At 57.2% G+C, this 23,165-nt stretch carries 20 protein-coding genes; 11 read left to right on the top strand and 9 right to left on the bottom strand.

Annotated features, from left to right (window positions below; all coding sequences use genetic code 11):
• Positions 1-32 precede the first annotated feature (32 nt).
• The 3 genes from secA (at position 33) to Q0903_RS06110 (ending at position 5,448) form a co-directional block, all read left to right on the top strand.
• Positions 33-2,732, top strand: coding sequence for a preprotein translocase subunit SecA (gene secA / locus Q0903_RS06120; RefSeq protein WP_299413771.1), 2,700 nt, complete (start codon positions 33-35; stop codon positions 2,730-2,732).
• Between the two features lie 109 nt (positions 2,733-2,841).
• Positions 2,842-3,861: a hypothetical protein gene (locus Q0903_RS06115; RefSeq protein WP_299413768.1), complete on the top strand. Its 1,020-nt coding sequence runs from the start codon at positions 2,842-2,844 to the stop codon at positions 3,859-3,861.
• Positions 3,862-3,879: 18 nt separating this feature from the next.
• The gene (locus Q0903_RS06110; protein ID WP_299026503.1) at positions 3,880-5,448 is read left to right on the top strand and encodes a phosphate ABC transporter substrate-binding/OmpA family protein; all 1,569 of its coding nucleotides are present in this window, start codon (positions 3,880-3,882) and stop codon (positions 5,446-5,448) included.
• Here the strand turns inward: Q0903_RS06110 and radC are convergent.
• The 3 genes from radC to dnaK form a co-directional block, all read right to left on the bottom strand.
• Complete coding sequence (radC, locus tag Q0903_RS06105; RefSeq protein WP_299027726.1) at positions 5,445-6,158, bottom strand: DNA repair protein RadC; 714 nt, start codon at positions 6,156-6,158, stop codon at positions 5,445-5,447. The genes Q0903_RS06110 and radC overlap by 4 nt on opposite strands.
• A 270-nt stretch (positions 6,159-6,428) precedes the next feature.
• The gene (dnaJ, locus tag Q0903_RS06100) at positions 6,429-7,589 is read right to left on the bottom strand and encodes a molecular chaperone DnaJ (RefSeq protein ID WP_299026501.1); all 1,161 of its coding nucleotides are present in this window, start codon (positions 7,587-7,589) and stop codon (positions 6,429-6,431) included.
• Between the two features lie 79 nt (positions 7,590-7,668).
• Positions 7,669-9,588 (bottom strand): molecular chaperone DnaK, encoded by a 1,920-nt coding sequence (gene dnaK, locus Q0903_RS06095; protein WP_299026499.1) that lies wholly within the window; start codon positions 9,586-9,588, stop codon positions 7,669-7,671.
• 213 nt (positions 9,589-9,801) lie between these two features.
• Between dnaK and Q0903_RS06090 the strand changes: the two genes are divergently transcribed.
• Positions 9,802-10,404 carry an alpha-ketoglutarate-dependent dioxygenase AlkB gene (locus Q0903_RS06090; RefSeq protein WP_299414488.1) on the top strand — a complete coding sequence of 201 codons (603 nt, stop codon included), beginning with the start codon at positions 9,802-9,804 and terminating at the stop codon, positions 10,402-10,404.
• A 47-nt stretch (positions 10,405-10,451) separates the two neighbouring features.
• Here the strand turns inward: Q0903_RS06090 and Q0903_RS06085 are convergent, their stop codons facing one another.
• Together Q0903_RS06085 and Q0903_RS06080 are read right to left on the bottom strand one after the other, a co-directional pair.
• Positions 10,452-10,913 (bottom strand): hypothetical protein, encoded by a 462-nt coding sequence (locus tag Q0903_RS06085; RefSeq protein ID WP_299413763.1) that lies wholly within the window; start codon positions 10,911-10,913, stop codon positions 10,452-10,454.
• Positions 10,914-11,073: 160 nt separating this feature from the next.
• Positions 11,074-11,898: an ABC transporter permease gene (locus Q0903_RS06080; protein WP_299026495.1), complete on the bottom strand. Its 825-nt coding sequence runs from the start codon at positions 11,896-11,898 to the stop codon at positions 11,074-11,076.
• Positions 11,899-12,012: 114 nt separating this feature from the next.
• Here Q0903_RS06080 and cysQ point away from each other — a divergent pair, with 114 nt between their 5' ends.
• From cysQ to Q0903_RS06045, 7 genes are all read left to right on the top strand, one after another.
• Positions 12,013-12,810 carry a 3'(2'),5'-bisphosphate nucleotidase CysQ gene (gene cysQ, locus Q0903_RS06075; protein ID WP_299026493.1) on the top strand — a complete coding sequence of 266 codons (798 nt, stop codon included), beginning with the start codon at positions 12,013-12,015 and terminating at the stop codon, positions 12,808-12,810.
• A gap of 31 nt (positions 12,811-12,841) precedes the next feature.
• Positions 12,842-14,077 carry a glycosyltransferase gene (locus Q0903_RS06070; RefSeq protein WP_299413759.1) on the top strand — a complete coding sequence of 412 codons (1,236 nt, stop codon included), beginning with the start codon at positions 12,842-12,844 and terminating at the stop codon, positions 14,075-14,077.
• Between the two features lie 181 nt (positions 14,078-14,258).
• Positions 14,259-15,143 (top strand): UTP--glucose-1-phosphate uridylyltransferase GalU, encoded by an 885-nt coding sequence (gene galU, locus Q0903_RS06065; protein ID WP_299026489.1) that lies wholly within the window; start codon positions 14,259-14,261, stop codon positions 15,141-15,143.
• 47 nt (positions 15,144-15,190) lie between these two features.
• Positions 15,191-16,399 carry a glycosyltransferase family 1 protein gene (locus Q0903_RS06060; protein ID WP_299413756.1) on the top strand — a complete coding sequence of 403 codons (1,209 nt, stop codon included), beginning with the start codon at positions 15,191-15,193 and terminating at the stop codon, positions 16,397-16,399.
• A 68-nt stretch (positions 16,400-16,467) separates the two neighbouring features.
• Positions 16,468-17,454 carry a glycosyltransferase family 2 protein gene (locus tag Q0903_RS06055; RefSeq protein ID WP_299027720.1) on the top strand — a complete coding sequence of 329 codons (987 nt, stop codon included), beginning with the start codon at positions 16,468-16,470 and terminating at the stop codon, positions 17,452-17,454.
• Positions 17,455-17,474: 20 nt separating this feature from the next.
• The gene (locus Q0903_RS06050; protein WP_299414486.1) at positions 17,475-19,154 is read left to right on the top strand and encodes a beta-1,6-N-acetylglucosaminyltransferase; all 1,680 of its coding nucleotides are present in this window, start codon (positions 17,475-17,477) and stop codon (positions 19,152-19,154) included.
• Between the two features lie 2 nt (positions 19,155-19,156).
• Entirely contained in the window at positions 19,157-20,584 is a 1,428-nt protein-coding gene (locus Q0903_RS06045) for a nodulation protein NodH (RefSeq protein WP_299026485.1), read from the top strand.
• Between the two features lie 3 nt (positions 20,585-20,587).
• Here Q0903_RS06045 and Q0903_RS06040 read toward each other — a convergent pair whose 3' ends face one another.
• The 4 genes from Q0903_RS06040 to lptA form a co-directional block, all read right to left on the bottom strand.
• On the bottom strand, positions 20,588-21,052 hold the full coding sequence (locus Q0903_RS06040; RefSeq protein ID WP_299026483.1) for a PTS sugar transporter subunit IIA: 465 nt from the start codon (positions 21,050-21,052) through the stop codon (positions 20,588-20,590).
• A 51-nt stretch (positions 21,053-21,103) separates the two neighbouring features.
• Positions 21,104-21,670, bottom strand: a complete 567-nt coding sequence (gene raiA / locus Q0903_RS06035; RefSeq protein ID WP_299026481.1) for a ribosome-associated translation inhibitor RaiA — start codon at positions 21,668-21,670, stop codon at positions 21,104-21,106.
• Between the two features lie 240 nt (positions 21,671-21,910).
• The gene (lptB, locus tag Q0903_RS06030) at positions 21,911-22,669 is read right to left on the bottom strand and encodes an LPS export ABC transporter ATP-binding protein (RefSeq protein ID WP_299413751.1); all 759 of its coding nucleotides are present in this window, start codon (positions 22,667-22,669) and stop codon (positions 21,911-21,913) included.
• Entirely contained in the window at positions 22,669-23,163 is a 495-nt protein-coding gene (lptA, locus tag Q0903_RS06025; protein ID WP_299027714.1) for a lipopolysaccharide transport periplasmic protein LptA, read from the bottom strand. Before lptA ends, lptB begins: the two co-directional genes overlap by 1 nt.
• Between the last annotated feature and the right edge of the window lie 2 nt (positions 23,164-23,165).

The raw sequence follows: 23,165 nt of genomic DNA, 5'->3' as shown, positions 1-23,165 counted from the left end.
GTGATAGAATTATAACTTCGGCTGGAGATCGCATGCTGGGACTCGGAAAAATCACCAAAAAGGTTTTTGGCACGCCAAATGATCGCAAGATCAAGGCCGCCCGCCCGCTTGTAGAAAAGATCAACGCGCTGGAACCCGAGTTCGAGAAGCTGTCCGATGAGGGCATCCGCGACAAGACAGAAGAACTGGCCACGCGCGCACTGAAAGGCGAGAGCCTTGATGTCCTGTTGCCAGAAGCGTTTGCCAACTGCCGTGAGGCCGCGCGCCGCACGCTGGGTCTGCGGGCATTTGATACGCAGCTGATGGGCGGGATATTTCTGCATCAGGGCAACGTGGCCGAGCAAAAGACAGGCGAAGGCAAAACCCTGACTGCGACATTCGCCGCTTACCTCAATGCGCTGACCCACAAGGGTGTGCATATTGTCACCGTGAACGAATATCTGGTGAAGCGTGACGCAGAGTGGATGGGTAAAGTATTCGGCACATTGGGTCTGACGACCGGTTATATCGTGCCCAACATGCCCGATGACCTAAAGCGGGCAGCCTATGACTGTGACATTACCTATGCCACCAACAACGAACTTGGGTTCGACTATCTGCGCGACAACATGAAGGCCGAACTGGCAGATCTGTACCAGAAAGAGCATAACTTTGCGATTGTGGATGAGGTAGACAGTATCCTCATCGACGAGGCGCGCACACCGTTGATCATTTCTGGCCCCTCCGATGATCGCTCGGATATGTATCTGACGATTGACGGCGTCATTCCATCGCTCAAGCCAGAACACTATGAGCTGGATGAGAAAACCCGAAACGTCACTTTCACCGATGACGGGATCGAATTTCTGGAAGAACAGTTGCGCGCCCGCGAATTGCTGGAAGAAGGGATGACCCTTTATGACCCTGAAAGCACGTCGATTGTGCATCACGTCAATCAGGGCCTGCGTGCGCACAAGCTCTTTGAGAAAGACAAAGACTATATCGTGCGCGATGGCGAAGTTGTTCTGATCGACGAATTTACAGGCCGGATGATGGCTGGTCGCCGGTTGGGTGATGGCTTGCATCAGGCGATCGAGGCTAAAGAGGGCGTCGAGATCAAGCCGGAGAACATCACGCTGGCCTCTGTTACCTTCCAGAACTACTTCCGTCTGTACGACAAGCTGGCGGGGATGACTGGCACGGCGCTTACCGAAGCTGACGAATTCATGGAAATCTATGGTCTTGGTGTCGTCGAGGTGCCGACGAATGTTCCAGTGGCGCGTGTCGACGAGGACGATGCCGTTTACCGTACCGCTGCCGAGAAATATTCCGCGATGATCGACAAGGTGAAGATCGCCCATGCCAAAGGGCAGCCTTGCCTTGTGGGGACCACCTCAATCGAGAAATCTGAGATGCTGTCCAGAATGCTGGAAGGCGAGGGGATCAAGCATAACGTCCTCAACGCGCGCCAGCACGAGCAGGAAGCGCAGATTGTTGGTGATGCTGGTAAACTGGGTGCTGTCACCATCGCTACAAACATGGCGGGCCGCGGGACCGACATTCAGCTGGGCGGCAACGTCGAATTGAAAGTACTGGAGGCGCTGGCCGCAGACCCTGAAGCCGATCCTGTTGAGGTGCGCGCGCGCGTAGAAGCCGAGACAGCCGATGAGAAGAAGAAAGTGCTGGAATCGGGCGGCCTGTATGTTCTGGCCTCCGAGCGGCACGAGAGCCGCCGCATCGACAACCAGCTGCGCGGCCGTTCGGGCCGTCAGGGTGATCCGGGGCGTTCGTCGTTCTTCCTGTCTCTCGAAGACGATCTGATGCGTATTTTCGGCTCCGAGCGGTTGGAGAAGGTTCTGACATCGCTAGGCCTGAAAGAGGGCGAGGCGATTATCCATCCGTGGGTCAACAAATCCCTTGAGCGCGCACAGGCCAAGGTCGAAGGCCGCAACTTTGACATCCGCAAGCAGTTGTTGAAATTCGACGATGTGATGAACGAGCAGCGCAAGGTTATCTTTGGCCAGCGCCGTGACATCATGGAAGCGCAGGATCTGCACGAGATCACCGAAGACATGCGTCACCAGATGATTGATGATCTGATCGATCAGTACATGCCGAAAAACACCTATGCCGACCAGTGGGACACCCAAGGTTTCTATGCTGCGGTGATCGAACAGCTGGGCATTGATGTACCAGTGATTGCATGGTGCGAAGAAGACGGTGCAGATGATGATGTGATCCGCGAGCGTCTGATCGAGGCGTCCGACAAACATATGGCCGAGAAGACTGAAAAGTTCGGCCCCGAAAACATGCGCAACATTGAAAAGCATTTTCTGCTGCAAACCATCGACGCCAAATGGCGTGACCACCTGCTTACACTAGAGCATTTGCGTTCGGTTGTGGGGTTCCGCGGCTATGCGCAGCGTGATCCACTGAACGAATACAAGAACGAATCCTTCCAGCTGTTTGAAGGGATGCTCGACAGTCTTCGTTCAGACGTGACCCAGCGTCTCGCGCGGGTAGAGCCAGCGAACGAAGAAGAGCAGCAGCGCATGATCCAGCAGATGCTTGCCCAGCAACAAGCCGCAGCAGAAGCTGCGGGCGAGGCTGGCGCGCCTGTTGATGTAGCTGAAAATGTGGCGGCTGGTTTCGATGAAAATGATCCTTCGACATGGGGCAATCCGGGCCGCAATGATCAGTGTCCGTGTGGTTCTGGTAAAAAGTTCAAGCATTGTCACGGTCAGCTTGCTTGAACCCTGACCACATAAAATCGTCACAGTAACGGCGCAGGGCCGCCCCAATCCGGCCCTGTTTATGAATGATACGTAATCTCGACCCAATCCGTAGCAAGGGACCGAGAGAATGCGCCATCGCAAGGAAATCATTACGACTGTCGGAACATTGGCCTGCGCCATTGGCATCGGTTTTTTCATGCAGCAATCCGCTTCTGCACCGCAGATGTCCCCTGAATATCAGGGTCAGACATTGGTAAACGCAGATGCTGTTGTGTTGGATGTAGAAGAAATCATTCTCACTTCGGCAGAATTCGCCGAGGATTTCGTCGCTCCCAAAGCGGAAGAGGCAGTGACCCTTGTTGCCGCGCAGGAAATTGTTGCCCCCCCATCCGAAGATGTGCCTGTTGTGCAAACTGTCGCCGCTATCGCGGTTGAACCAGCAGCGCCCGAAGCGCAGCCCGAGCCTGCGTGTCTGATTACCGCCAATGCACGGCCTATTGCAGCGGCGATGGTTAACCTCACCGTTGATGCAGCCTGCTTGCCGTCAGAGCGGGTGACGGTGCATCACAGCGGTTTGCTGTTTAACCAGATGACAGACGCAGAGGGTAAGTTCGACATTACGGTTCCTGCGATGGAGCAGGATGCGACCTTTATCGTCGCGTTCACCAACGGCGACGGCGCTGTGGCACAAACCATCGTTGAAGAGCTAACTGACTTCGACCGCGTTGCCCTGCAATGGAAAGGCGATACAGGGTTTGAGCTGCACGCACGTGAGTTTGGTGCGGATTACGGCAGCGAAGGTCATGTCTGGTCCGGGGCTGCGCGTGATATGTCTTTTGCTGTGACAGGTCAGGGCGGCTTTATCTCGCGCTTGGGAGATATGGATGTTCCCGATGCGCTGTTGGCCGAGGTCTATACATTCCCTACCGGAACCAGCCGTGGCACAGGTGATGTCGCGCTGAGTGTCGAGGCCGAGGTGGCAAACAACAACTGCGGTTTGGAAATCGAGGCGCAAGCTTTGCAGACCCGCAGTGGCTTTGACATCACATCCCGTGATTTGACGCTGTCAGTTCCCGACTGTGACGCCGCTGGTAACTTTCTGGTGTTGAATAATCTCTTCGAAGACCTGACAGTCGCGTCTAACTAACGCACTATCAGAGGTCATATGATCAAAGCGATATGTGCGGCGGGTTTCGCCGCACTTTTCCTGTTTAACGCCACCCTGCCCGTATTGGCGCAGGACATCACGCTCACCTCGCGCGACAGCAAGGTTGAGCTGAGCGGGACGTTGCTCGGCTTTGATGGAGAGTTCTACCGCGTTCAGACAGAATACGGCGAGCTGACTGTCGATGGCTCTGGAGTGCTGTGTTCTGGTCCTGCATGCCCCAACCTACAGGATTTTGTGGCAGAGCTTTCGATATCTGGTGCGCCAACATTGGGTGCCATTGTCATGCCCGCCCTGATCGAAGCATTCGCCCAGAAAAACGACTATCTGACCGAGCGTGAAGAAGGTGCCGATCCAACCAGCTTTACCTATCTGATCCGTCGCGCAGAGGATGGTAAGCTGGCCGCGCGGTTCTTCTTCCGCGTAACGAATACCGACGAAGGATTTGCTGACTTATTGGCGGATGAGGCCGACATTGTGATGTCACTGCGCGAAATCCGTCCCGAAGAACGAAGCCGCGCTCGCGAGGCAGGGTTGGGCGATATGACAGGGATCAATCGCAGCCGCGTTTTGGCGCTGGATGCGATTGTGCCTGTGGTATCAGGAAGCAACCCCGTGCAGGGAATTTCGCCTGCTGATCTGGCGCAGGTGCTGGCTGGTCGTATCACGAACTGGCAGGCATTGGGCGGTCCCGATGTGCCGATTGATCTGCATTTGCCTGACGATGCCTCGGGGCTGGGGCAAGCGATAGTGGACCAGTTGTTGCTGCCCGCGGCCTTGTCGGGGTTGTCCGAGACAGCGACGCGTCACGCATCGCCCGTAGCACTCGCACAGGCCGTTGCAGCGGATACTTTTGCGCTGGGTCTAACCAGCTATGCCGAGCGGCGCGAGACGCAAGCCTTGATGCTGACGGGCAGTTGCGGTTTTTCGATGCAAGCCTCCAGAAGAACCATTAAAACAGAAGATTATCCGCTGACTGCGCCAATGTTTCTGTACTTTCCCGCCCGTCGCCTGCCACGGCTGGCGCGGGAGTTTCTGGCCTTTACCCGCGGACCTGCAGCACAGATTGTTATCCGTCGCTCTGGATTTGTGGACCAGACGCCAGAAGAGATTGCGGTGGAGCAGCAAGGCAACCGGTTTGCCAATGCGATAGCAAAAGCAGGATCCGAGATCACGCTGGGGGAGTTGCAGCGTATGGCTGCAACGCTGACGCCTATGGCACGGCTGAGCACGTCATTCCGGTTTGAGGCGGGGTCAATCCGTCTGGATGCGCAGTCGCGCTCAAATGTGCAGCAGCTGGCGCGTGCGCTGGAGGTGGGGCAATACGATGCGCGGCGTTTGCTGTTTGTGGGGTTCAGTGATGGAAATGGCGCTGCCGAGGCGAACCGAGACATTGCCCTGCGCCGCGCTGATGCCGTACGCCGCGCGGTGAGTGAGGCCGCCGAGGCTGCTAATCTGGGACGTGTTGAACTGGGTGTAGATGCTTTTGGCGAGGCCATGCCTATGGCCTGTGATGACAGTGCTTGGGGTAGACGGGCCAACCGCCGCGTCGAGGTATGGGTCCGCTAAAGATACCCTTCCGCGCGGAAGCTAAGTTCTTGAGATTTTCCGATAATCAGGTGGTCATGTAGCGTGAGGCCGAGAGCGTCACAAGCTGCGTTAACGCGGTGTGTCATCTCGATATCCGATTGCGATGGCGTTGGATCGCCCGAAGGGTGATTGTGCACGAGGATCACGGCCGAGGCGTTGAGTTCCAGCGCGCGTTTGGCCACTTCACGCGGGTAGACAGGGACGTGGTCAACCGTGCCTTTTGCCTGTTCCTCATCCCCGATTAGCATATTTTTCCGGTCAAGATAGAGCACGCGAAACTGCTCGGTTTCGCGGTGGGCCATGCTGGTGTGGCAGTAGTCCAGAAGGGCATCCCAGCTAGATAAAACATGAGTTTGCATCACGCGTGAACGGGCCATGCGGTGGGCTGCCGCCTCCACGATCTTTAGCTCGGTCACGACAGCGTCACCGACGCCGGAGATGTCGCGCAGCCGCGCCTCGGACGCGGTGAGGACACGGTTGAAATCACCGAACCGATCCATCAGCGCGCGGGCGAGCGGTTTGACGTCGCGGCGTGGGATGGCGCGGAACAGGACCAATTCCAACAGTTCATATTCGGGCATCGCGGTGGCACCACCTGCCATGAAACGCGCGCGCAGACGCTGGCGGTGGTCGGCGATATAGGACGGCTGTTTGCCGCCCACGGGGGTGGTAGCGGGCGCTTCGTCCATGAGGAAAGGGAGAGGTTGTTCGTTGAAGTCGGACATGGGGAGAGCATTGTCCGAAGATGGTTAGGGAATGGTTAACACGAGGGGTGTAGGACCACAAAACAGGGGGTGCCATGGGTACACCGCCTGTACACCCCCTGTGCACCGTCTGGCATAAGATCTGCTGTAGTGCGGGCGGAGGGTGCGGGATTGAGTTTATAGGAAAAATAAAGAAAAGGGGCGCGGGGGGGTGACCCAGCGCCCCGTTGGGGAGGTCTACATTTTTTGGGCCGCTTAGCCCTTCATTGAATCCCAGAAGGATTTCACGGAGGAGAAGAAGCTGCTGCTTTCGGGGTTGTTCTCTTCCGAGAGGTCCTCGAATTCGCGCAGGAGTTCTTTCTGGCGCGCTGTGAGATTGACCGGAGTTTCTACGGCGAGTTCGATGATCATATCGCCTGTGGCGCCGCCGCGCAGATGTGGCATGCCTTTGCCGCGCAGGCGCATCTGGCGGCCTGACTGGCTGCCAGCGGGAACCTGTACACGGCCGCGACCACCGTCGATGGTGGGTACTTCGATGCTGCCGCCGAGGGCGGCACTGCCCATAGTGACGGGGACGCGGCAGAAGAGGTTCGGGCCGTCACGCTCGAACAGCTCGTGCTCTTGTACTTCGATGAAGATATAAAGATCACCTGACGGGCCGCCGCGCATGCCTGCTTCGCCTTCGCCTGCAAGGCGGATGCGGGTGCCTGTTTCGACACCAGCGGGGATGTTGACGCTGAGCGAGCGGTCTTTTTCAACGCGCCCCGCGCCACGACATGTGTTGCAGGGGTTTTTGATGATCTGACCGAGGCCGGAGCAGGTGGGGCAGCCACGTTCAACCGTGAAAAACCCCTGTTGTGCGCGAACCTTGCCCATGCCGGAGCATGTGGGGCAGGTGGTGGGTTCGGCGCCGCCTTCAGCACCCGAACCGCTGCAGGAGCCGCAGGCCACGGATGTGGGGACGTTGATGGATTTTTGCAGGCCCGAGAATGCGTCCTCGAGGGAGACGCGCAGGTTGAACCGCAAGTCAGATCCGCGTGCGGCACGACGACCGCCAGCTTGGCCACCACGCCCGCCCATGAAGTCACCGAACAGATCGTCAAAAACATCGGAGAAGGCAGACGAGAAATCACCCTGACCGCCGCCGCCGCCAAAGCCACCACCAGGACGGCCGCCACCGCCCATACCGCCTTCGAATGCGGCATGACCGTACCGGTCGTAGGCTGCTTTTTTGTCGGCGTCTTTGAGGACTTCGTAAGCCTCGTTGGCTTCTTTGAACTGCGCTTCGGCTTCGGGCTTGTCAGTGTTGCGATCTGGGTGAAGCTCTTTCGCTTTGGTGCGGTAGCCCTTTTTGATCTCGTCGGCGGAGGCGCCTTTGGCGACGCCGAGGACATCGTAATAATCACGTTTTGCCATGGGTACTATCCTTTTCAGGAACGTGAAGGGCCGGCCCGTCTGATCGGACCGGCCCTGTCATTGGTTCCGCCGCGCGGATTTACGCGCGTTTATCGTTGTCGAGGTCTTCGAAATCGGCATCGACGATATCATCGTCCGCACCTGCATTCGGAGCTTCGTCCGCTGCTGCGGCCATGTCATCCTCGCTCGCATCCTGCGCGTTTTTGTAGATCGCCTCGCCCAGTTTCATCGCCGCTTCGGTGACATTCTGGATACCGGATTTGATCTTCTCGGCGTCTTCTGTCTCCATCTCGTCTTTCAACGCTGCGATGGCCAGCTCGATGGCTTCAACAGTGGTCGGATCGACCTTATCCGCATGCTCTTCCATCGATTTCTCGGTGGAGTGGATGAGGCTTTCGGCCTGATTTTTGGCTTCGATCAGCGAGCGGCGCTCTTTATCCGCATCTGCGTTCTCTTCCGCATCTTTGACCATTTTCTCGATATCGGCATCGGACAGACCACCGGAGGCTTGGATGGTGATTTTCTGTTCTTTACCTGTGCCTTTGTCCATCGCACCTACGGAGACGATACCGTTGGCGTCAATGTCGAAGGTCACTTCGATCTGGGGCATGCCACGTGGGGCAGGCGGGATCGATTCGAGGTTGAACGCACCCAACAGTTTGTTGTCGGCGGCCATTTCACGCTCCCCCTGGAAGCAGCGGATGGTTACGGCGTTCTGGTTGTCTTCCGCGGTCGAGAAGATCTGGCTCTTCTTTGTGGGGATTGTTGTGTTGCGGTCGATCAGACGGGTGAACACACCGCCGAGGGTTTCGATACCCAAGGACAGGGGTGTCACGTCAAGCAGAACCACGTCTTTGACATCACCTTGCAGAACGCCAGCCTGAATTGCAGCGCCGAGGGCCACGACTTCGTCAGGGTTCACACCTTTGTGCGGCTCTTTGCCGAAGAATTTTGTCACTTCTTCGATAACACGAGGCATGCGGGTCATACCGCCGACCAGAACGACTTCGTCGATGTCGGAAGCGGACAGGCCGGCATCCTTGAGCGCTGCGGCGCAGGGCTTCATCGAGGCTTTGATCAGGTCGCCTACGAGGCTTTCCAGCTTGGCGCGGGTCAGCTTCATCACCATGTGCAGCGGCTGGCCGTTAGCGCCCATTGAGATAAACGGCTGGTTGATCTCGGTCTGGGTTGCGGAGGACAGCTCGATCTTGGCTTTCTCGGCGGCTTCTTTCAGACGCTGAAGGGCCATCTTGTCTTGGGTCAGATCGACCTGATTCTCTTTTTTGAACTCGTCCGCGAGGTAATTGACGATGCGCATGTCAAAATCTTCACCGCCGAGGAATGTGTCGCCGTTGGTGGATTTCACTTCGAACAGGCCATCGTCGATTTCCAGAATGGTCACGTCGAATGTACCGCCGCCAAGGTCATAGACCGCGATGGTTTGCGTATTCTCTTTGTCGAGACCGTAGGCGAGGGCCGCCGCTGTTGGCTCGTTGATGATGCGGAGCACTTCGAGGCCGGCGATTTTGCCCGCGTCTTTGGTGGCCTGACGCTGGGCGTCGTTGAAATAGGCGGGTACGGTGATGACCGCCTGGGTCACGTCTTCGCCGAGGTACGACTCGGCGGTTTCTTTCATCTTGCCGAGGATGAAAGCGGAGATTTGCGAAGGCGAATATTTCTCGCCGCGTGCTTCGACCCATGCGTCACCATTGCCGCCATCAATCACATTGAAGGGCATGTTTTTGCGATCTTTGGCCAGATCCGCATCGTCGTTGCGACGGCCGATCAGGCGCTTGACGCCGAAGATTGTGTTTTCCGGGTTTGTGACGGCCTGACGTTTCGCAGGCTGGCCTACAAGGCGCTCGTCATCTGTGAAAGCCACAATGGATGGTGTGGTGCGCGCGCCTTCTGCGTTTTCGATAACGCGGGGCTGGCTGCCGTCCATGATGGCGATACAGGAGTTTGTTGTTCCAAGGTCAATACCAATTACTTTGGCCATGTGTTCGATCCCTCATTTAGCTCAAGGCGATTACTCGAAGCGGTGGCCCGTTGTGGCACCATTGCTCCGATCTGGTTAACGCTGGATACGTATCGTCTCCAGCGGTTCGGTGGGTATATAGTGAGGGGGTCGGGGTGCTGCAACCATGGCAAACACCAAGATGTGATGATTCAGGGAATATTCCTGAAAATTGAGCATAAATTGAGGATAATAGTGGTGAAACTGTCGGTTAAAGGCTTCGATATCCATTCGGGGTGTCTGGATATTGCGGCGCAACGGGCCGTTTTGACGGCTGTGCGCGGTGTGGTGGCCGATGCGCCGTTCTTCCGGCCTGATACACCTTATGGCAAACCGATGTCTGTGCGGATGAGTGCAGCGGGGCAATACGGCTGGTATTCGGATAAAAAGGGCTACCGCTATGTGCGCAACCATCCGTCAGGACGCCCTTGGCCCGCGATCCCCGAGCCTGTGCTGGACATCTGGCGCGACGTGACAGGGCTGGCGCGGATGCCTGAGTGTTGTTTGATCAATTACTACGGAGCAGAGGCCAAGATGGGGTTGCACCAAGACCGCGATGAGGCATCGATGGAATGGCCTGTTGTGTCGGTATCGCTAGGCGATGACGGGTTGTTTCGCATGGGCAACGTCACGCGCGGCGGCAAAACCGAGAGCCACTGGCTGCGATCGGGCGATGTGGTGGTCATGGGGGGCGATGCGCGGTTGGCCTATCACGGCGTTGACCGGATCAGGTCAGGGTCCAGCACGCTTTTGCCCAAAGGCGGACGGCTGAACCTGACGCTGCGGGTGGTGACGTGAGGGGCATGGCCCCCGTCCCGATGCAGCGGTAATGAGACATTGATGTGTCAGTACCCCGGACAGACCAGTGACCCGCCTTGCATGGTGCCTTGGCCTCGGACACATCCGGCAGGGGCGTCATTTGCGACGCTTGTCTGATAGACGGGTTCGAATGTGGCAACAGGTGCAGGCCTTTGTGTTGCAGGTTGGGTGGCTGCGGGTGCAGGGGTATATGACTGCCCGCTCAACAGTTTTGCTTGCGCGCATTGGTTAATGGCGCGCGCTTGCGCAAGGGGCAGGCCCGGACCGTTGACCACTGATACTGCGACACTCCCGTTGTTCAGACGCAGTACGTTCACGGCTTCTGGAATGTTGAGCCCCTGGTCTGCCTGACATGACATGATTGCCTGCCGCTGAACGTCTTCTGGCATCGCAAGAATTTGGTCGGCGCCGTATGTGCCGCCACAAGCTGATAGGAGTGTGGTGGCGACCACGGCTGTTGATGTCATGAAAATTCGGCAGTTCATCATTGTTGGTTCTTCCTGTTGCGCTTGTATCTTAGGCATAGGGTTGAAAACGCGCTAACACTAGCAAGTTTTGCCATACTCCGCTTCATCGATGTCTATGCCGAGCCGTTCAGGTGCCAGCCGCAGCGAAGAGCGTTGCAAGCGGCAGCGACGAGCCAATGTGTTAGCGCCGCGCGCTCCAGCTGATAGAGGCATGGCGGCGGGTGTAGAATTCGCCCATCAGGCCGATCATAATCAGGATCAGACCTACCCACAGAGCATACATCGGGTCGCTGTAGCGCGGGTTGTAGTTAAGGAAGGCATAGCCGCGTGCCTGATCAATTGTGTGGAACAGGGGGTTCCAGTCGAACATGGCCAGCATGAAACCGGGAAGGGTGTTGGCGACAAACATCTTGCCTGACGCGATCATGTTCGCGCGTTGGTAGATGGTGGAGAAGATGCCGACAGCGGTGGGGAACCACGGCTTGATCGCTAGCAGGACCACGCCCAATGCGGCACCCGTGAACCACGCCAAAATTAGCATGCCGAACGCGGCCATGGGTTGTTCGATATGCACAGGCACAAAGGCCACGTGATAGACAAACAGGATCGCACCCAGCGACAACACCTGAATATAGAGCGAGCCGAGGGCGGCGGAGCAGATGGAAATGATGGTGTTCATCGGGGCGTGCTGCATCATCGCACTTGCCGGCCCTTCGGACCCCACGACAGAGCCGAGCGCCTTGGAGTGGGTCATGTAGAGGAAGATGCCCGACATAATATAGAGCAGAAAATCACCGCGGATGGCCGCACCGCGCAGGCCGAGAATAGAGAACATCACATAGAAAGCGGCCACAAAGATCACCGATTGCAGGATGTTCGTCGCGATGGCGAGAAACGCGTTGTTATGGCTTTTACGGACAGAGCGGACGATGGAATGATAGATCAGCTCAAGCATCGACAAAGTGACGGTGAGGTTAGATCTGTTTCTGCGAACGGGTTGGAACATCTGCTGCCTGCCTTGCGGTTATGACCACTGTTGCACGGAATTCTTGCCGATCCGTTACAAGCGCATCATAAGGTATCTCAAACTTATATCAACGAAGGATGGCGAGAGTTGGGCATGGATTACGAAAAACTGACGCATGTGATGCGCAAACTGTCACTAGAGGCAGGTGACAAGATCATGGAAATATATGGTCGTGATGATTTTGATGTGAAGGCCAAGTCTGACGACAGCCCTGTGACTGCGGCAGATGAAGCAGCGGACAAGATCATCTCGGACGGGTTGCGCGAGGCGTTTCCAGATGTGTTGCTGATCACCGAAGAGCAGGCGGATACACATAGCACCACTGCGGGGACGTTCCTGATTGTTGATCCGCTGGACGGCACCAAGGAATTTATCCACCGCCGTGGCGATTTTACGGTGAACATTGCATTGGTCGAGGGCGGCATCCCAACGCGTGGTGTGGTTTATGCGCCTGCAAAAGGCCGGATGTTCTTCACAGGCGCGGCTGGCCAGTCGGTTGAGGAAACAGGCGATTTCGACAAGGAGAATGTAGGCCCGCTGAAGGCGATATCAGTCTCTAACCCTGACAATGGGGCGTTGATGGTTGTGGCGAGCAAGTCGCACCGTGACCAAGCAACCGATGACTACATCGGCAAATATAATGTCAAGGATATGAAGAGCGCGGGAAGCTCGCTCAAGTTCTGTCTGATCGCCACGGGCGAGGCGGACATCTATCCCCGTGTTGGCCGCACGATGGAGTGGGATACGGCTGCGGGACATGCCGTGCTGAAAGGTGCGGGCGGCGATGTGGTGCGGTTTGATGACCACAGCCCGTTGGTCTACGGCAAGGCAGATTATGCCAACCCGTTTTTCATCGCCTACGCCCCCGGTGTCGATCTGAAAGACGCGTGAGCGGAACCGCCGCGCAAAGAGCAGACCAGACATGAGCGAACAGACCGTTAGTGTGATTATCGTCAGCCGCGGGCGCCCTGATGCGCTGCGGCGGTGTCTGACGGGCGTGGCGCAGCTGCAATACCGCCCGTTTGAGGTGGTGGTGGTGGCCTGTCCTGACGGGATCGCAGTGACCGAGCGGCTGGAGATATTGCCAGACATCAAATGCATCGCATTTGACGAGGCCAATATCTCGGCTGCGCGCAATCTGGGTTTGGTCCATGCAGCGGGCGAGGTAGTGGCGTTCATCGACGATGACGCAGTGCCAGAGCCGCTGTGGCTGCATCATCTGGTGGCGCCTGCAGCGCGTAGCAACGTCGCGGCGATGGGCGGCTATGTGCGCGGGCGCAACGGGATCAGTTATCAGTACAAGGCGCGCACGCTGGACGGCAACGGCACCGCCCAGACGGTGGAGATTGATCCGTTTCAGGCGACAGTTCTGGCCCCGCCCAAGGGCCGTGCGATCAAGACAGAAGGCACTAACATGGCGTTTCGGCGCGATGCGCTGGTGGCGATTGGCGGGTTTGATCCTGCGTTTCGGTTCTATCTGGACGAGACGGATGTGAATATGCGGCTGGCGCGGGCGGGTCATTCAACAGCCTTGGTACCGTTGGCGCAGGTACATCACGGATTTGCCGCCAGCGCGACGCGCCGTGATGATCGGGTGCCGCGTGACCTGTACGAGATCGGCGCAAGCTGGGGTGTGTTCCAGCGCAAACACATACCCAAAGAGGCGCGCGCAGACCATTGGGACGGAATTTGCGCAGCAGAGCGGCGGCGGGTTTTGGACCATATGGTCGCTGGTCGGCTGGAGCCGCGTGATGTGCGGCGTCTGATGAAACGATTGCTGGCAGGATATGCCGAAGGTCAAACCCGCAGCTTTGGGGGAGCGGCGTTGGCGCGGCACGCAGTTTTGCCGTTTCGTCCGGTGGCGCCCGTCCGCCGCAAGGTGCGGTACGAGGCCGTGCGCGGGTTTCGGGGCACCGCTGCCGTGCAGGCGGCTGCCCGCCGCGTGGCGCAGGGCAGCATCGAGACGGTTTTTATCCTGTCGCGCACTGCCCTGTTCCACCGTGTCTCGTTCACCGAGCAGGGAGTCTGGATTCAGCGTGGGGGGTTGTTCGGGCGTGCTGACCGCGATGAGCCATTGTTTCGTCTGACGCGGTTCTCGCGCCGTGTGACACGCGAGCAAAAACGTGTCTCTCTTGTTCGGGGGCAACAGGATTGGTAACACGTGCGCCAGAGGCACAATTCCGCATAGTTTATGATAAATGTCATATTTACGCCTTTGTTATGGACCACAGAGGCTAAAAGAACGAAGCGAACGAGTGGTAAGGACCGCTTTGCCGGCCCCGAATGACCGACCGGTGCGCAATAAAAATACTAATATGATATGAGGCTATCGAAGAATTATGGGTAACAAAGTCACCACCGCTATTTTTCCTGTCGCTGGTATGGGAACCCGTTTTCTGCCTGCGACGAAATCGGTCCCGAAAGAGATCATGACGCTGGTGGATCGTCCCTTGATCCAATACGCGATTGACGAGGCACGTGCCGCAGGCATTACCGAATTTATCTTTGTTACCTCGCGGGGCAAAGGTGCGCTGGAGGACTATTTTGACCTCGCGCCGAACCTCGAAGAAGAGCTGCGCAGCAAGGGCAAGGACGAGCTGCTGGATATTCTACAAAAGACAAATATGGACAGCGGTGCCATCGCTTATATCCGCCAACACAAGGCGCTGGGCCTTGGGCATGCGGTATGGTGCGCGCGCCGTCTGATCGGAGATCAGCCCTTTGCGGTGATCCTGCCTGACGACGTGATTGCCGCGGAAAAGCCGTGCTTGCAGCAGATGGTCGAAGCCTATGAGGAGACAGGCGGCAACATGGTTGCTGCGATGGAAGTCGCGCCGGAAAAGACATCGTCCTACGGGATATTGGATGTAGCCAAGGAAGACGGCAATCTGGTTGATATCAAAGGTATGGTAGAAAAGCCGAAAGCCGAAGATTCGCCCTCGAACCTTGCTGTGATCGGTCGCTATATCCTGTCGCCATCGGTTTTGAAGAATCTGGATGACATGAAGCAGGGCGCGGGTGGAGAGATACAGCTGACCGATGCGATTGCTGCGGAGCTGGCGCAAAAGCGCAAGGTTTATGGCTACCGTTTTGCCGGTCAGCGGTTTGATTGCGGCTCTAAATCAGGGTTTTTGCAGGCGACAGTGGCTTATGGTTTGGCGCGGCCTGAATTGCGCGAAGATCTGGCAGGCTATCTGCGCGATATCATGCCTGATCTGGCCTAAGGCCCACACAACGGGAGGCAGACCCCGCACTGGATAACACACCCGACATGCGTAAGGCCCCGCCAGCGCGATTGCTGGACGTCACCCGCGTGCTGCGGCGTGCAGGGCGTGTGTGGACTGGCGTTGACCGTGTGGAACTGGCCTATCTGGAGGCATTGATTGCCGATTCTGTGCCTGCATGGGGTCTGGCGCGTACGCCTTTGGGGTATATTTTGCTGGACCAAGAGGGGCTGCACGCGCTGCTTGGGCGCCTGAATGGCGCTGTTGCATGCGCGCCACCCGATATTTTGTCGCGGCTGCAACGGGGCGCAACTGATGCCGCGCGGCGGATGCAGAGCGATGCACGGCGGTTGTCTGTTGCGCGCTGTCTTCCGCGCGGGCTGGCCGCAATGTTGCGGCGCAGGCTGCCTGTAGGGGTCGCATACCTGAACACCGGCCATAGCAACCTGTCCAAACGTGTGCTGGAGGCGGTGCGTGCGCTGCCGCAATCGCGGATTGCGGTATTTGTGCATGACGTCATTCCCTTGGATTATCCGCAGTACCAACGCGCAGGCACGGTAGCGGTGTTTGAGCAAAAGATGCGCCGCGTGTGCGCTTATGCCGATCTGTTGATCTGTAATTCGGCCGATACACTGGGCCGTGCGCGGGCCGTCATGGCGCATTGGGGGCCTGTGCCACAGGGTATTGTTGCGCATTTGGGGACAATACCGCCTGCGCCTGAGCCAGCTGAATTGCCCGCAGGTCTGCCGCCAGAGGGGCCGTATTTCATCACGGTCGGCACGATCGAGCCGCGCAAAAACCACGCGTTGCTGCTGGATATCTGGGATCGGTTGGGCCCTGATGCGCCCTATTTGTTAATCTGCGGCAGCCGTGGATGGAACAACGAGGCTGTCTTTGCGCGGCTGGATGCGCTGGGTGCGCAGGCGCGGGTGCGCGAGGTTTCCGGTCTGTCTGATGGTGCGCTTATGGCGCTGGTACAGGGTGCGCATGGCATGCTGTTTCCCAGCCACGCCGAGGGATTTGGCATGCCTGCCGTAGAGGCATTGCAGCTGGGGACCCCTGTGATGTGCAGCAATATGGCGACATTTGGGGAAATCCTTGCCAAAAAGGCCGTTTACATAGATGATTCAACCCAAGATATGTGGGAAGAGACAATAATTGAGTGGTCAAAACAGTCTCGGGATACGCTGCGGGTAAATGATTTTGAAGCGCCGACGTGGGAGGCGCATTTCAAGATTGCATTAAGTTATACCTGATAGGCGTGCAGGAAGGCTGACGACCAAGAGTATGAGGGCAGTGTTTGGGTGCAATCCGATCATATCGCCTGAGGCTACAGCGGAAACGTTGGCGCATCAGGGCATTTAGAAAACGGCGCGAACTCAAAAGCGTCGTGGACCGGACCGATCAGATTCGGCCCGACGATATTCTGTTGTTCTGCACCCAGCGAAACGAGAAAATCCGTCTGCCGTATTTCCTTGAGTATTACCGCAAGCAGGGTGTGAATCATTTCTTTTTCGTGGACAATGACAGTGACGACGGTGCGCTGGATTATCTGCGCAACCAGCCCGATGTGTCGCTATGGCACACGCGCGCCAGCTATCGCCGTTCGCGATTTGGTGTGGACTGGTTGAACTGGTTGCAGCGAAAATATGCGCATGGCCATTGGGTTCTGACCGTCGATCCGGACGAGTTTCTGGTCTATCCATTTTGCGATACGCGGCCTTTGCGTGCGCTGACGGATTGGCTGGATGCGTCCTCGATCAAGTCGTTTTCGGCGATGCTGCTGGACATGTACCCCAAGGGGCGGCTGGACGAGCAGCCTTACCGTGCCGGACAGGACCCGATCCAGATCGCGTCTTGGTTTGACAGCGGCAACTATACGATGGCCCGCAACCATGCGTTCACCAACCTGTGGATACAGGGTGGGCCGCGTGCGCGTGTGTTCTTTGCCGACAAGCCTGCCAAGGCCCCTGCGCTGAACAAGGTGCCGTTGGTCAAATGGGACCGTAAATACGTCTACGTCAGCTCTACCCATATGCTGCTGCCGCGCGGCCTGAACCAAGTGTATGACGAGTGGGGCGGCGAAAAGGCCAGTGGAGTGCTGCTGCATGCCAAGTTTATTGATACATTCGGCGCCAAGGCCGAGGAAGAATTGCAGCGGGGCGAGCATTACGCCGGATCGGTAGAATACAAAGCCTACGCAGAGCGGGTGAAGGAAAACCCGCAGCTGTGGTGCAAGTGGAGCGAGAAATACATCAACTGGCGCCAGTTGGAGATTTTGGGCCTCATGTCGAAGGGGAACTGGGCGTGACCGCGTCTATGGGTGTTGCGATGCTGGTGCATACTGCACTGGGCCGCGCCGAGCAGGTTGCGCGCCATTGGGCGGCAGCGGATGTGCCTGTGGTGATCCATGTGGACCGCAAAGTGCCGAAAAAGACCTATGACCGCTTTATCGCCTCGTTGTCGGATGTGCCGAACGTGCTGTTTAGCCAACGCTATCGCTGTGAATGGGGCACTTGGGGGATTGTCGCAGCCTCGCAGGCGACGTCCGAGTTGCTGCTGGCAAGCTTTCCTGACGTGCGGCACGTCTATCTGGCCTCGGGCTCATGCCTGCCGCTACGGCCTGTGCATGAATTGATCGACTATCTGGCAGAACGCCCGCGCACCGACTTTATCGAGAGCGCGACAACGGCGGACGTTCCGTGGACAGTCGGTGGCTTGGACGAGGAACGCTTTACCATGCGGTTCCCCTTTTCGTGGAAGCGGCAGCGGTATTTGTTCGACAAGGCGGTGAATTTCCAGCGCGCTATCGGGCTAAAGCGAAAAATGCCGCCCGGTGTGGTGCCACATATGGGATCACAGTGGTGGTGTCTGACGCGGCAAACCCTGTCGGCGATCCTGCAAGACCCCGAGCGGCCCGCCTATGACCGCTATTTCCGCCACGTGTGGATCCCTGACGAGAGCTATTTTCAAACATTATCGCGGTTGTATTCGATCAATGTCGAAAGCCGTTCGCTGACCCTGTCCAAGTTCGATTTTCAGGGCAAGCCGCATATTTTCTATGATGATCACTTGCAGCTGTTGCGCCGCTCTGACTGTTTTGTGGCGCGCAAGATATGGCCTTATGCGGACCGTCTGTATGAGGCGTTTTTGACCGATGCCGCCAGTGCAATGAAAAAGACAGAGCCGAACCCAGGCAAGATCGACCGCATTTTCGCCAAAGCAGTCGAGCGGCGGACGCGGGGGCGGTCGGGCCTGTATATGCAGTCACGCTTCCCCAATGAGGATTGGGAGAATGGCGTAACGGCGGCTGAATACTCCATGTTTCAGGGATTTGCAGAGCTGTTCGAGAATTTTGAACCGTGGTTGCATAACGCTACGGGTGCGCGGGTGCATGGGCATCTGTTTGCGCCTGACCGTGCGCATTTTGCCGAAGGCCAGACCACGCTGAACGGTGCGCTGAGCGATAATGCGATCCAGCGCGACTATAACCCCGAGACGTTCCTCACCAATCTTATTTGGAACACGCGTGGCGAGCGGCAGTGTTTTCAGTTTGGACCGCTGGACAACCAAGATATTATCTGGCGCGTCGCCAAAGACCCTAACGCGCAGATTTCGGTGATTACGGGCGCATGGTCGGTGCCGCTGTTCCGCTCAAATATGGATTTTGCGGATATTCGCCGCATCGCCGCGACTCTGCAGAAAGTGGAGAGCGAGCATATGGATGTTCTGCGTTCGCCTTTTACCAAAGCGCGGGTGCGTATCTGGAGCATGGCGGAATTTATCGAGGCTCCGATGGAGCCGTTACAGGGTATATTGGACGAGATCGGGCAGGCGCGGATCAGGCGTCTTTCGGAGGCGCCCAAAATGGTGGACCTGCATGGTTTCGGCCAATTTTTGCAAAATCTGAAGAATCAGGGGATGCATCCCTATCTCATGGGCGATTTCCCTGTTGAGCGTGGGCCAAGCTCAAACACGGATGTGCCACGCAAACCTTATCTGGTGAAATAATAATGACGAGACGCTTTAGCAGCTTTGTTGTGTTCGCAGAAATGCGGACGGGGTCCAATTTTCTGGAAGCGAATTTGAACGCTTTCGCAGGCATAAAATGTCATGGGGAGGCGTTTAATCCGCATTTCATCGGCTATCCAAACAGTACCCAGATATTAGGGGTGGATCAGGCCACGCGGGACATGGACCCGGGTGCATTGCTGCGGGCGATCCGCCACGATCCGGCTGCAATGGGCGGGTTTCGCTATTTTCACAACCATGATCCGCGCGTGCTGGATTTGGTGCTGGATGACCCTGAATGTGCCAAGATCATCCTGACGCGCAATCCCGTCGAGAGCTATGTCAGCTGGAAGATCGCGCAGGCCACGGGCCAGTGGAAGCTGACAGACATGAAAGCGCGCAAGGCGGCGCAGGCGGTGTTTGTACCTGCCGAATTCGAGGCCCATCTGGGCGCATTGCAAGAGTTCCAGCTGCTGCTGATGAACCGCTTGCAGACCAGTGGGCAGACGGCGTTCTATGTCGCCTACGAAGACCTGCAGAGTGTCGAGGTAATGAATGGTATTGCCACCTATCTGGGCGTGCCCGAGATGCTGGAGGATCTGGACAATAACCTGAAAAAGCAAAATCCCAGCCCGCTGTCGGAAAAGGTGAGCAACTATGCGCAGATGGAGGCCGCATTGGCGCGGCTTGACCGTTTCGACCTGACGCGTACTCCCAATTTTGAGCCACGTCGCGGGCCGAATGTGCCAGGATATGTGGTAGGGGTGCAGGCGCCACTTTTGTATATGCCGATCGCGGGGGGGCCGCAGCAAGAGGTGCGCCGCTGGCTGGCCGCGTTGGATGGTGAAAAGCAAAATGCGCTGGGCATGAAGATGACACAGCAGCAGCTTCGCCAGTGGAAACGCAAAAGCGTAGGCCATCGTAGCTTTACTGTGCTGCGGCACCCTATTCTGCGCGCCCATGATGTCTTTTGCCACCGGATCATGAACTCGGGTCAAGGCAGCTATTTGCAGCTGCGTCGCACATTGGTGCGCCGTTACAAGCTGCCGCTGCCTGAAGAAGGGACAGAAAACACCGTAGATCTGGCCACCCATCGCACAGCGTTTTTGGCGTTTTTGGCTTTTCTCAAGGGCAACCTTGCAGGGCAAACGTCTGTGCGGGTTGATCCTGCATGGTGTACACAAGCGCAGGCAATACAGGGATTTGGCGAGTTTACGCTGCCCGATCTGATTCTACGTGAGGATGATATGGTGCGTGAGCTGGACGCATTGGCGCGCAGTGTCGGTTATACAGATGCGCCGCGTGTAGCACCTGTATCGTTGCACGGCTTCCATGCGCTGGAAGACTTTTATGACGATGAAACCGAGACGCTGGGCGCTGATGTGTATGAGCGCGACTATATGATGTTCGGGTTTGACCGCTGGCGTTAGCGGTTAGGCCGCTTTGACGGCCTCGGTCTCGGTCAGGATTGTGTAGAGTGTGCTGGCGCTGTGATTGGCGCGCAGTTTTGCGCAGATATTGGCATCACGCAGGGTGCGCGAAACCAGTGCCAATGCCTTGAGATGTTCAACGCCAGCGTCCTGTGGTGCGAATAGCGCAAAGGCAACATCGACTGGCTGGCGATCAACGGAACCGAAATCGACAGGTTTTTCCAGCAGAACAAACAGCCCTTTTACTTTGTCTACGCCGGGCAAACGGGCATGTGGCAGCGCCACGCCGTGGCCCACACCTGTGGGCCCCAGCGCTTCGCGGGCGATAAGTGCTTCGACTACTGTTGCGGCGTCCAGGCCATAGGCGCTTTCTGCCAGCTCACCCAGATCCGAGAGGAGCCGTTTTTTGCTGGTCGTTGACGACAGCACCTTTACCGCCTGAGGCGTCAGAAGTTTTGCGAAGTTCATGTCTCTGCTTATCCCTATAAGCGCGTAGCTGTGCGCGCTCTAGCCCGTTCTCTAGGCAGGGTCAATCCAGCCGATGTTGCCGTCTTCGCGGCGATATACGACGTTGACCCCGTCCTTGCCTTCTTGTCTGAACACCTGCACGGGCGCACCTGATAGCTCCATCTGCATGACGGCCTCTCCTACAGACAATGTTGCGATTTTAGTCTGCATTTCAGCGATGATCATGGGCTGGAGTGTTTCGGGTTCTTCCCCTTCGGCATCCTTTTCTGAAGCAAGGATATACGACGAAGCCCCCAAAAGTTCAACAGGAGTCGCACGTTCGCGATGGTGATCTTTCAACCGCCGCTTGTAACGCCTCAGCTGCTTCTCCATTTTCTCGCTACAGCTGTCAAAGGCTGCATAAATTTCGTTTTCGTGGGCCTTTGCGGATGCGGTGAGGCCCGTTGAGAGGTGGACGGTCGTCTCGCAGACGAATTCATGCCCTGATTTTGAAAAGATCACCTGCGCATCAGTCGGTCGTTCGGCATATTTCTGGACGGCAATGTCCAGTTCTGTCTTTACATGCGTTTGCAATGCTTCGCCGATGTCGATCTGTTTTCCGCTGATCTGGTACCGCATAGTGTCTCCTTCAATGTGTAAACTGAACCTGCGAACGCGCCCGTGTCAGGGTACGATATGGCCGGTTCAGGTGCGGGGAATAGGCGGCTGGTTGCAGGTTGTCATCTGCCGCGCCACCCGCAGGTAGCAACGCCATCAGATACGTGAACAGCCAGTTCGCCATACTTGATTAGACGGCTGACACGTATGAAAAGTCAATCATTTATGACAAGAAAGCTTACACGCAGGGCGGGAAATAGCTCAGGAAATCTTAAAATTGTCACCAAGATAGACGCGGCGCACGTCGCCATCCTGAACCACCTCGTCAGGGGTGCCTGACATCAGTACACGGCCCTCGTGGAGGATATAGGCGCGGTCCACGATCTCGAGGGTTTCGCGGACATTGTGATCGGTAATCAGGACACCGATGCCGCGTTTTTTCAGGTCGGCGACCAGATGGCGGATATCGCCCACGGATATGGGATCAACGCCTGCGAAAGGTTCGTCCAGCAGCAGATATTTCGGGTTGGCGGCCAGACAGCGGGCAATTTCGACGCGCCGACGCTCGCCGCCTGACAGGGCCAATGCGGGCGCGCGACGCAGGTGCTCGATGGAAAACTCGCTTAGCAACTCATCAAGGCGTTTGAGTTTCTTGCGGCGGTTGCTCTCGACGATGTCGAGAACGGCAAGAATGTTTTCTTGTACAGAGAGGCCGCGAAAAATGCTCATCTCTTGCGGGAGATAGCCGATACCAAGCTGGGCGCGGCGGTACATGGGAAGGGTTGTGACGTCTTTCCCGTCGATCGTGACAGAGCCACTTTCGGGTGTGACGAGACCTGCGATGGAATAGAAGGTCGTGGTTTTGCCCGATCCGTTGGGCCCCAGCAGGGCCACGACTTCACCGCGCATCAACTTCATCGAGAAGTCGCGGATCACGATTTTCTTGCGGTAGGATTTGCGCAAATGTGAAATGCGCAGGCCTGCACTGCCTTCCGCGACGGTCAGTTCCGGGGTCGCCATCAGTTATTGCCACCTGTGGAAAGGCGGGTGCGGACATTGCCCGACATGCGTGCGGTGCCATCGCGCAAGCGGATGGTCATGGTATCGGCGCTGAGCGCGCTTGCCCCCTGCGCGAGCAGAACATTGCCGCGCATCACGATGGTGCCGTCATCAATGCTGTAATCCGCCCGCTGTGCTTCGGCAGCGTCCGGGCCTGACACAAGGGTCACGCCGCCGGTCGCCTCCATCTTGGCGATGCCGTCAGCGGTGGCGCGGTACACGACCAGCACGCGCTGGGCCGACAGGCGCATTTCACCTTGGCCAATTACCACGTTACCTGTGAACACGGCGGTACCTGTTTGCTGGTCAACCGACAGCTCATCCGAGCTGACTTCGACAGGCAGATTGGTGTCCTGTGCGATGGTGCCGAAGGCAACGCTGGCCCCTTGGGCGATAACCTGAGTCGAGAAAAGTGCCGCAAAAACCGCGATCAGCAACAAACGTAAGCTCATAATTT

Origin of the sequence: uncultured Sulfitobacter sp., assembly GCF_947502895.1 — a bacterium.
Lineage (GTDB): Bacteria > Pseudomonadota > Alphaproteobacteria > Rhodobacterales > Rhodobacteraceae > Sulfitobacter.
This window is presented reverse-complemented; position numbering and strand designations above follow the sequence as displayed.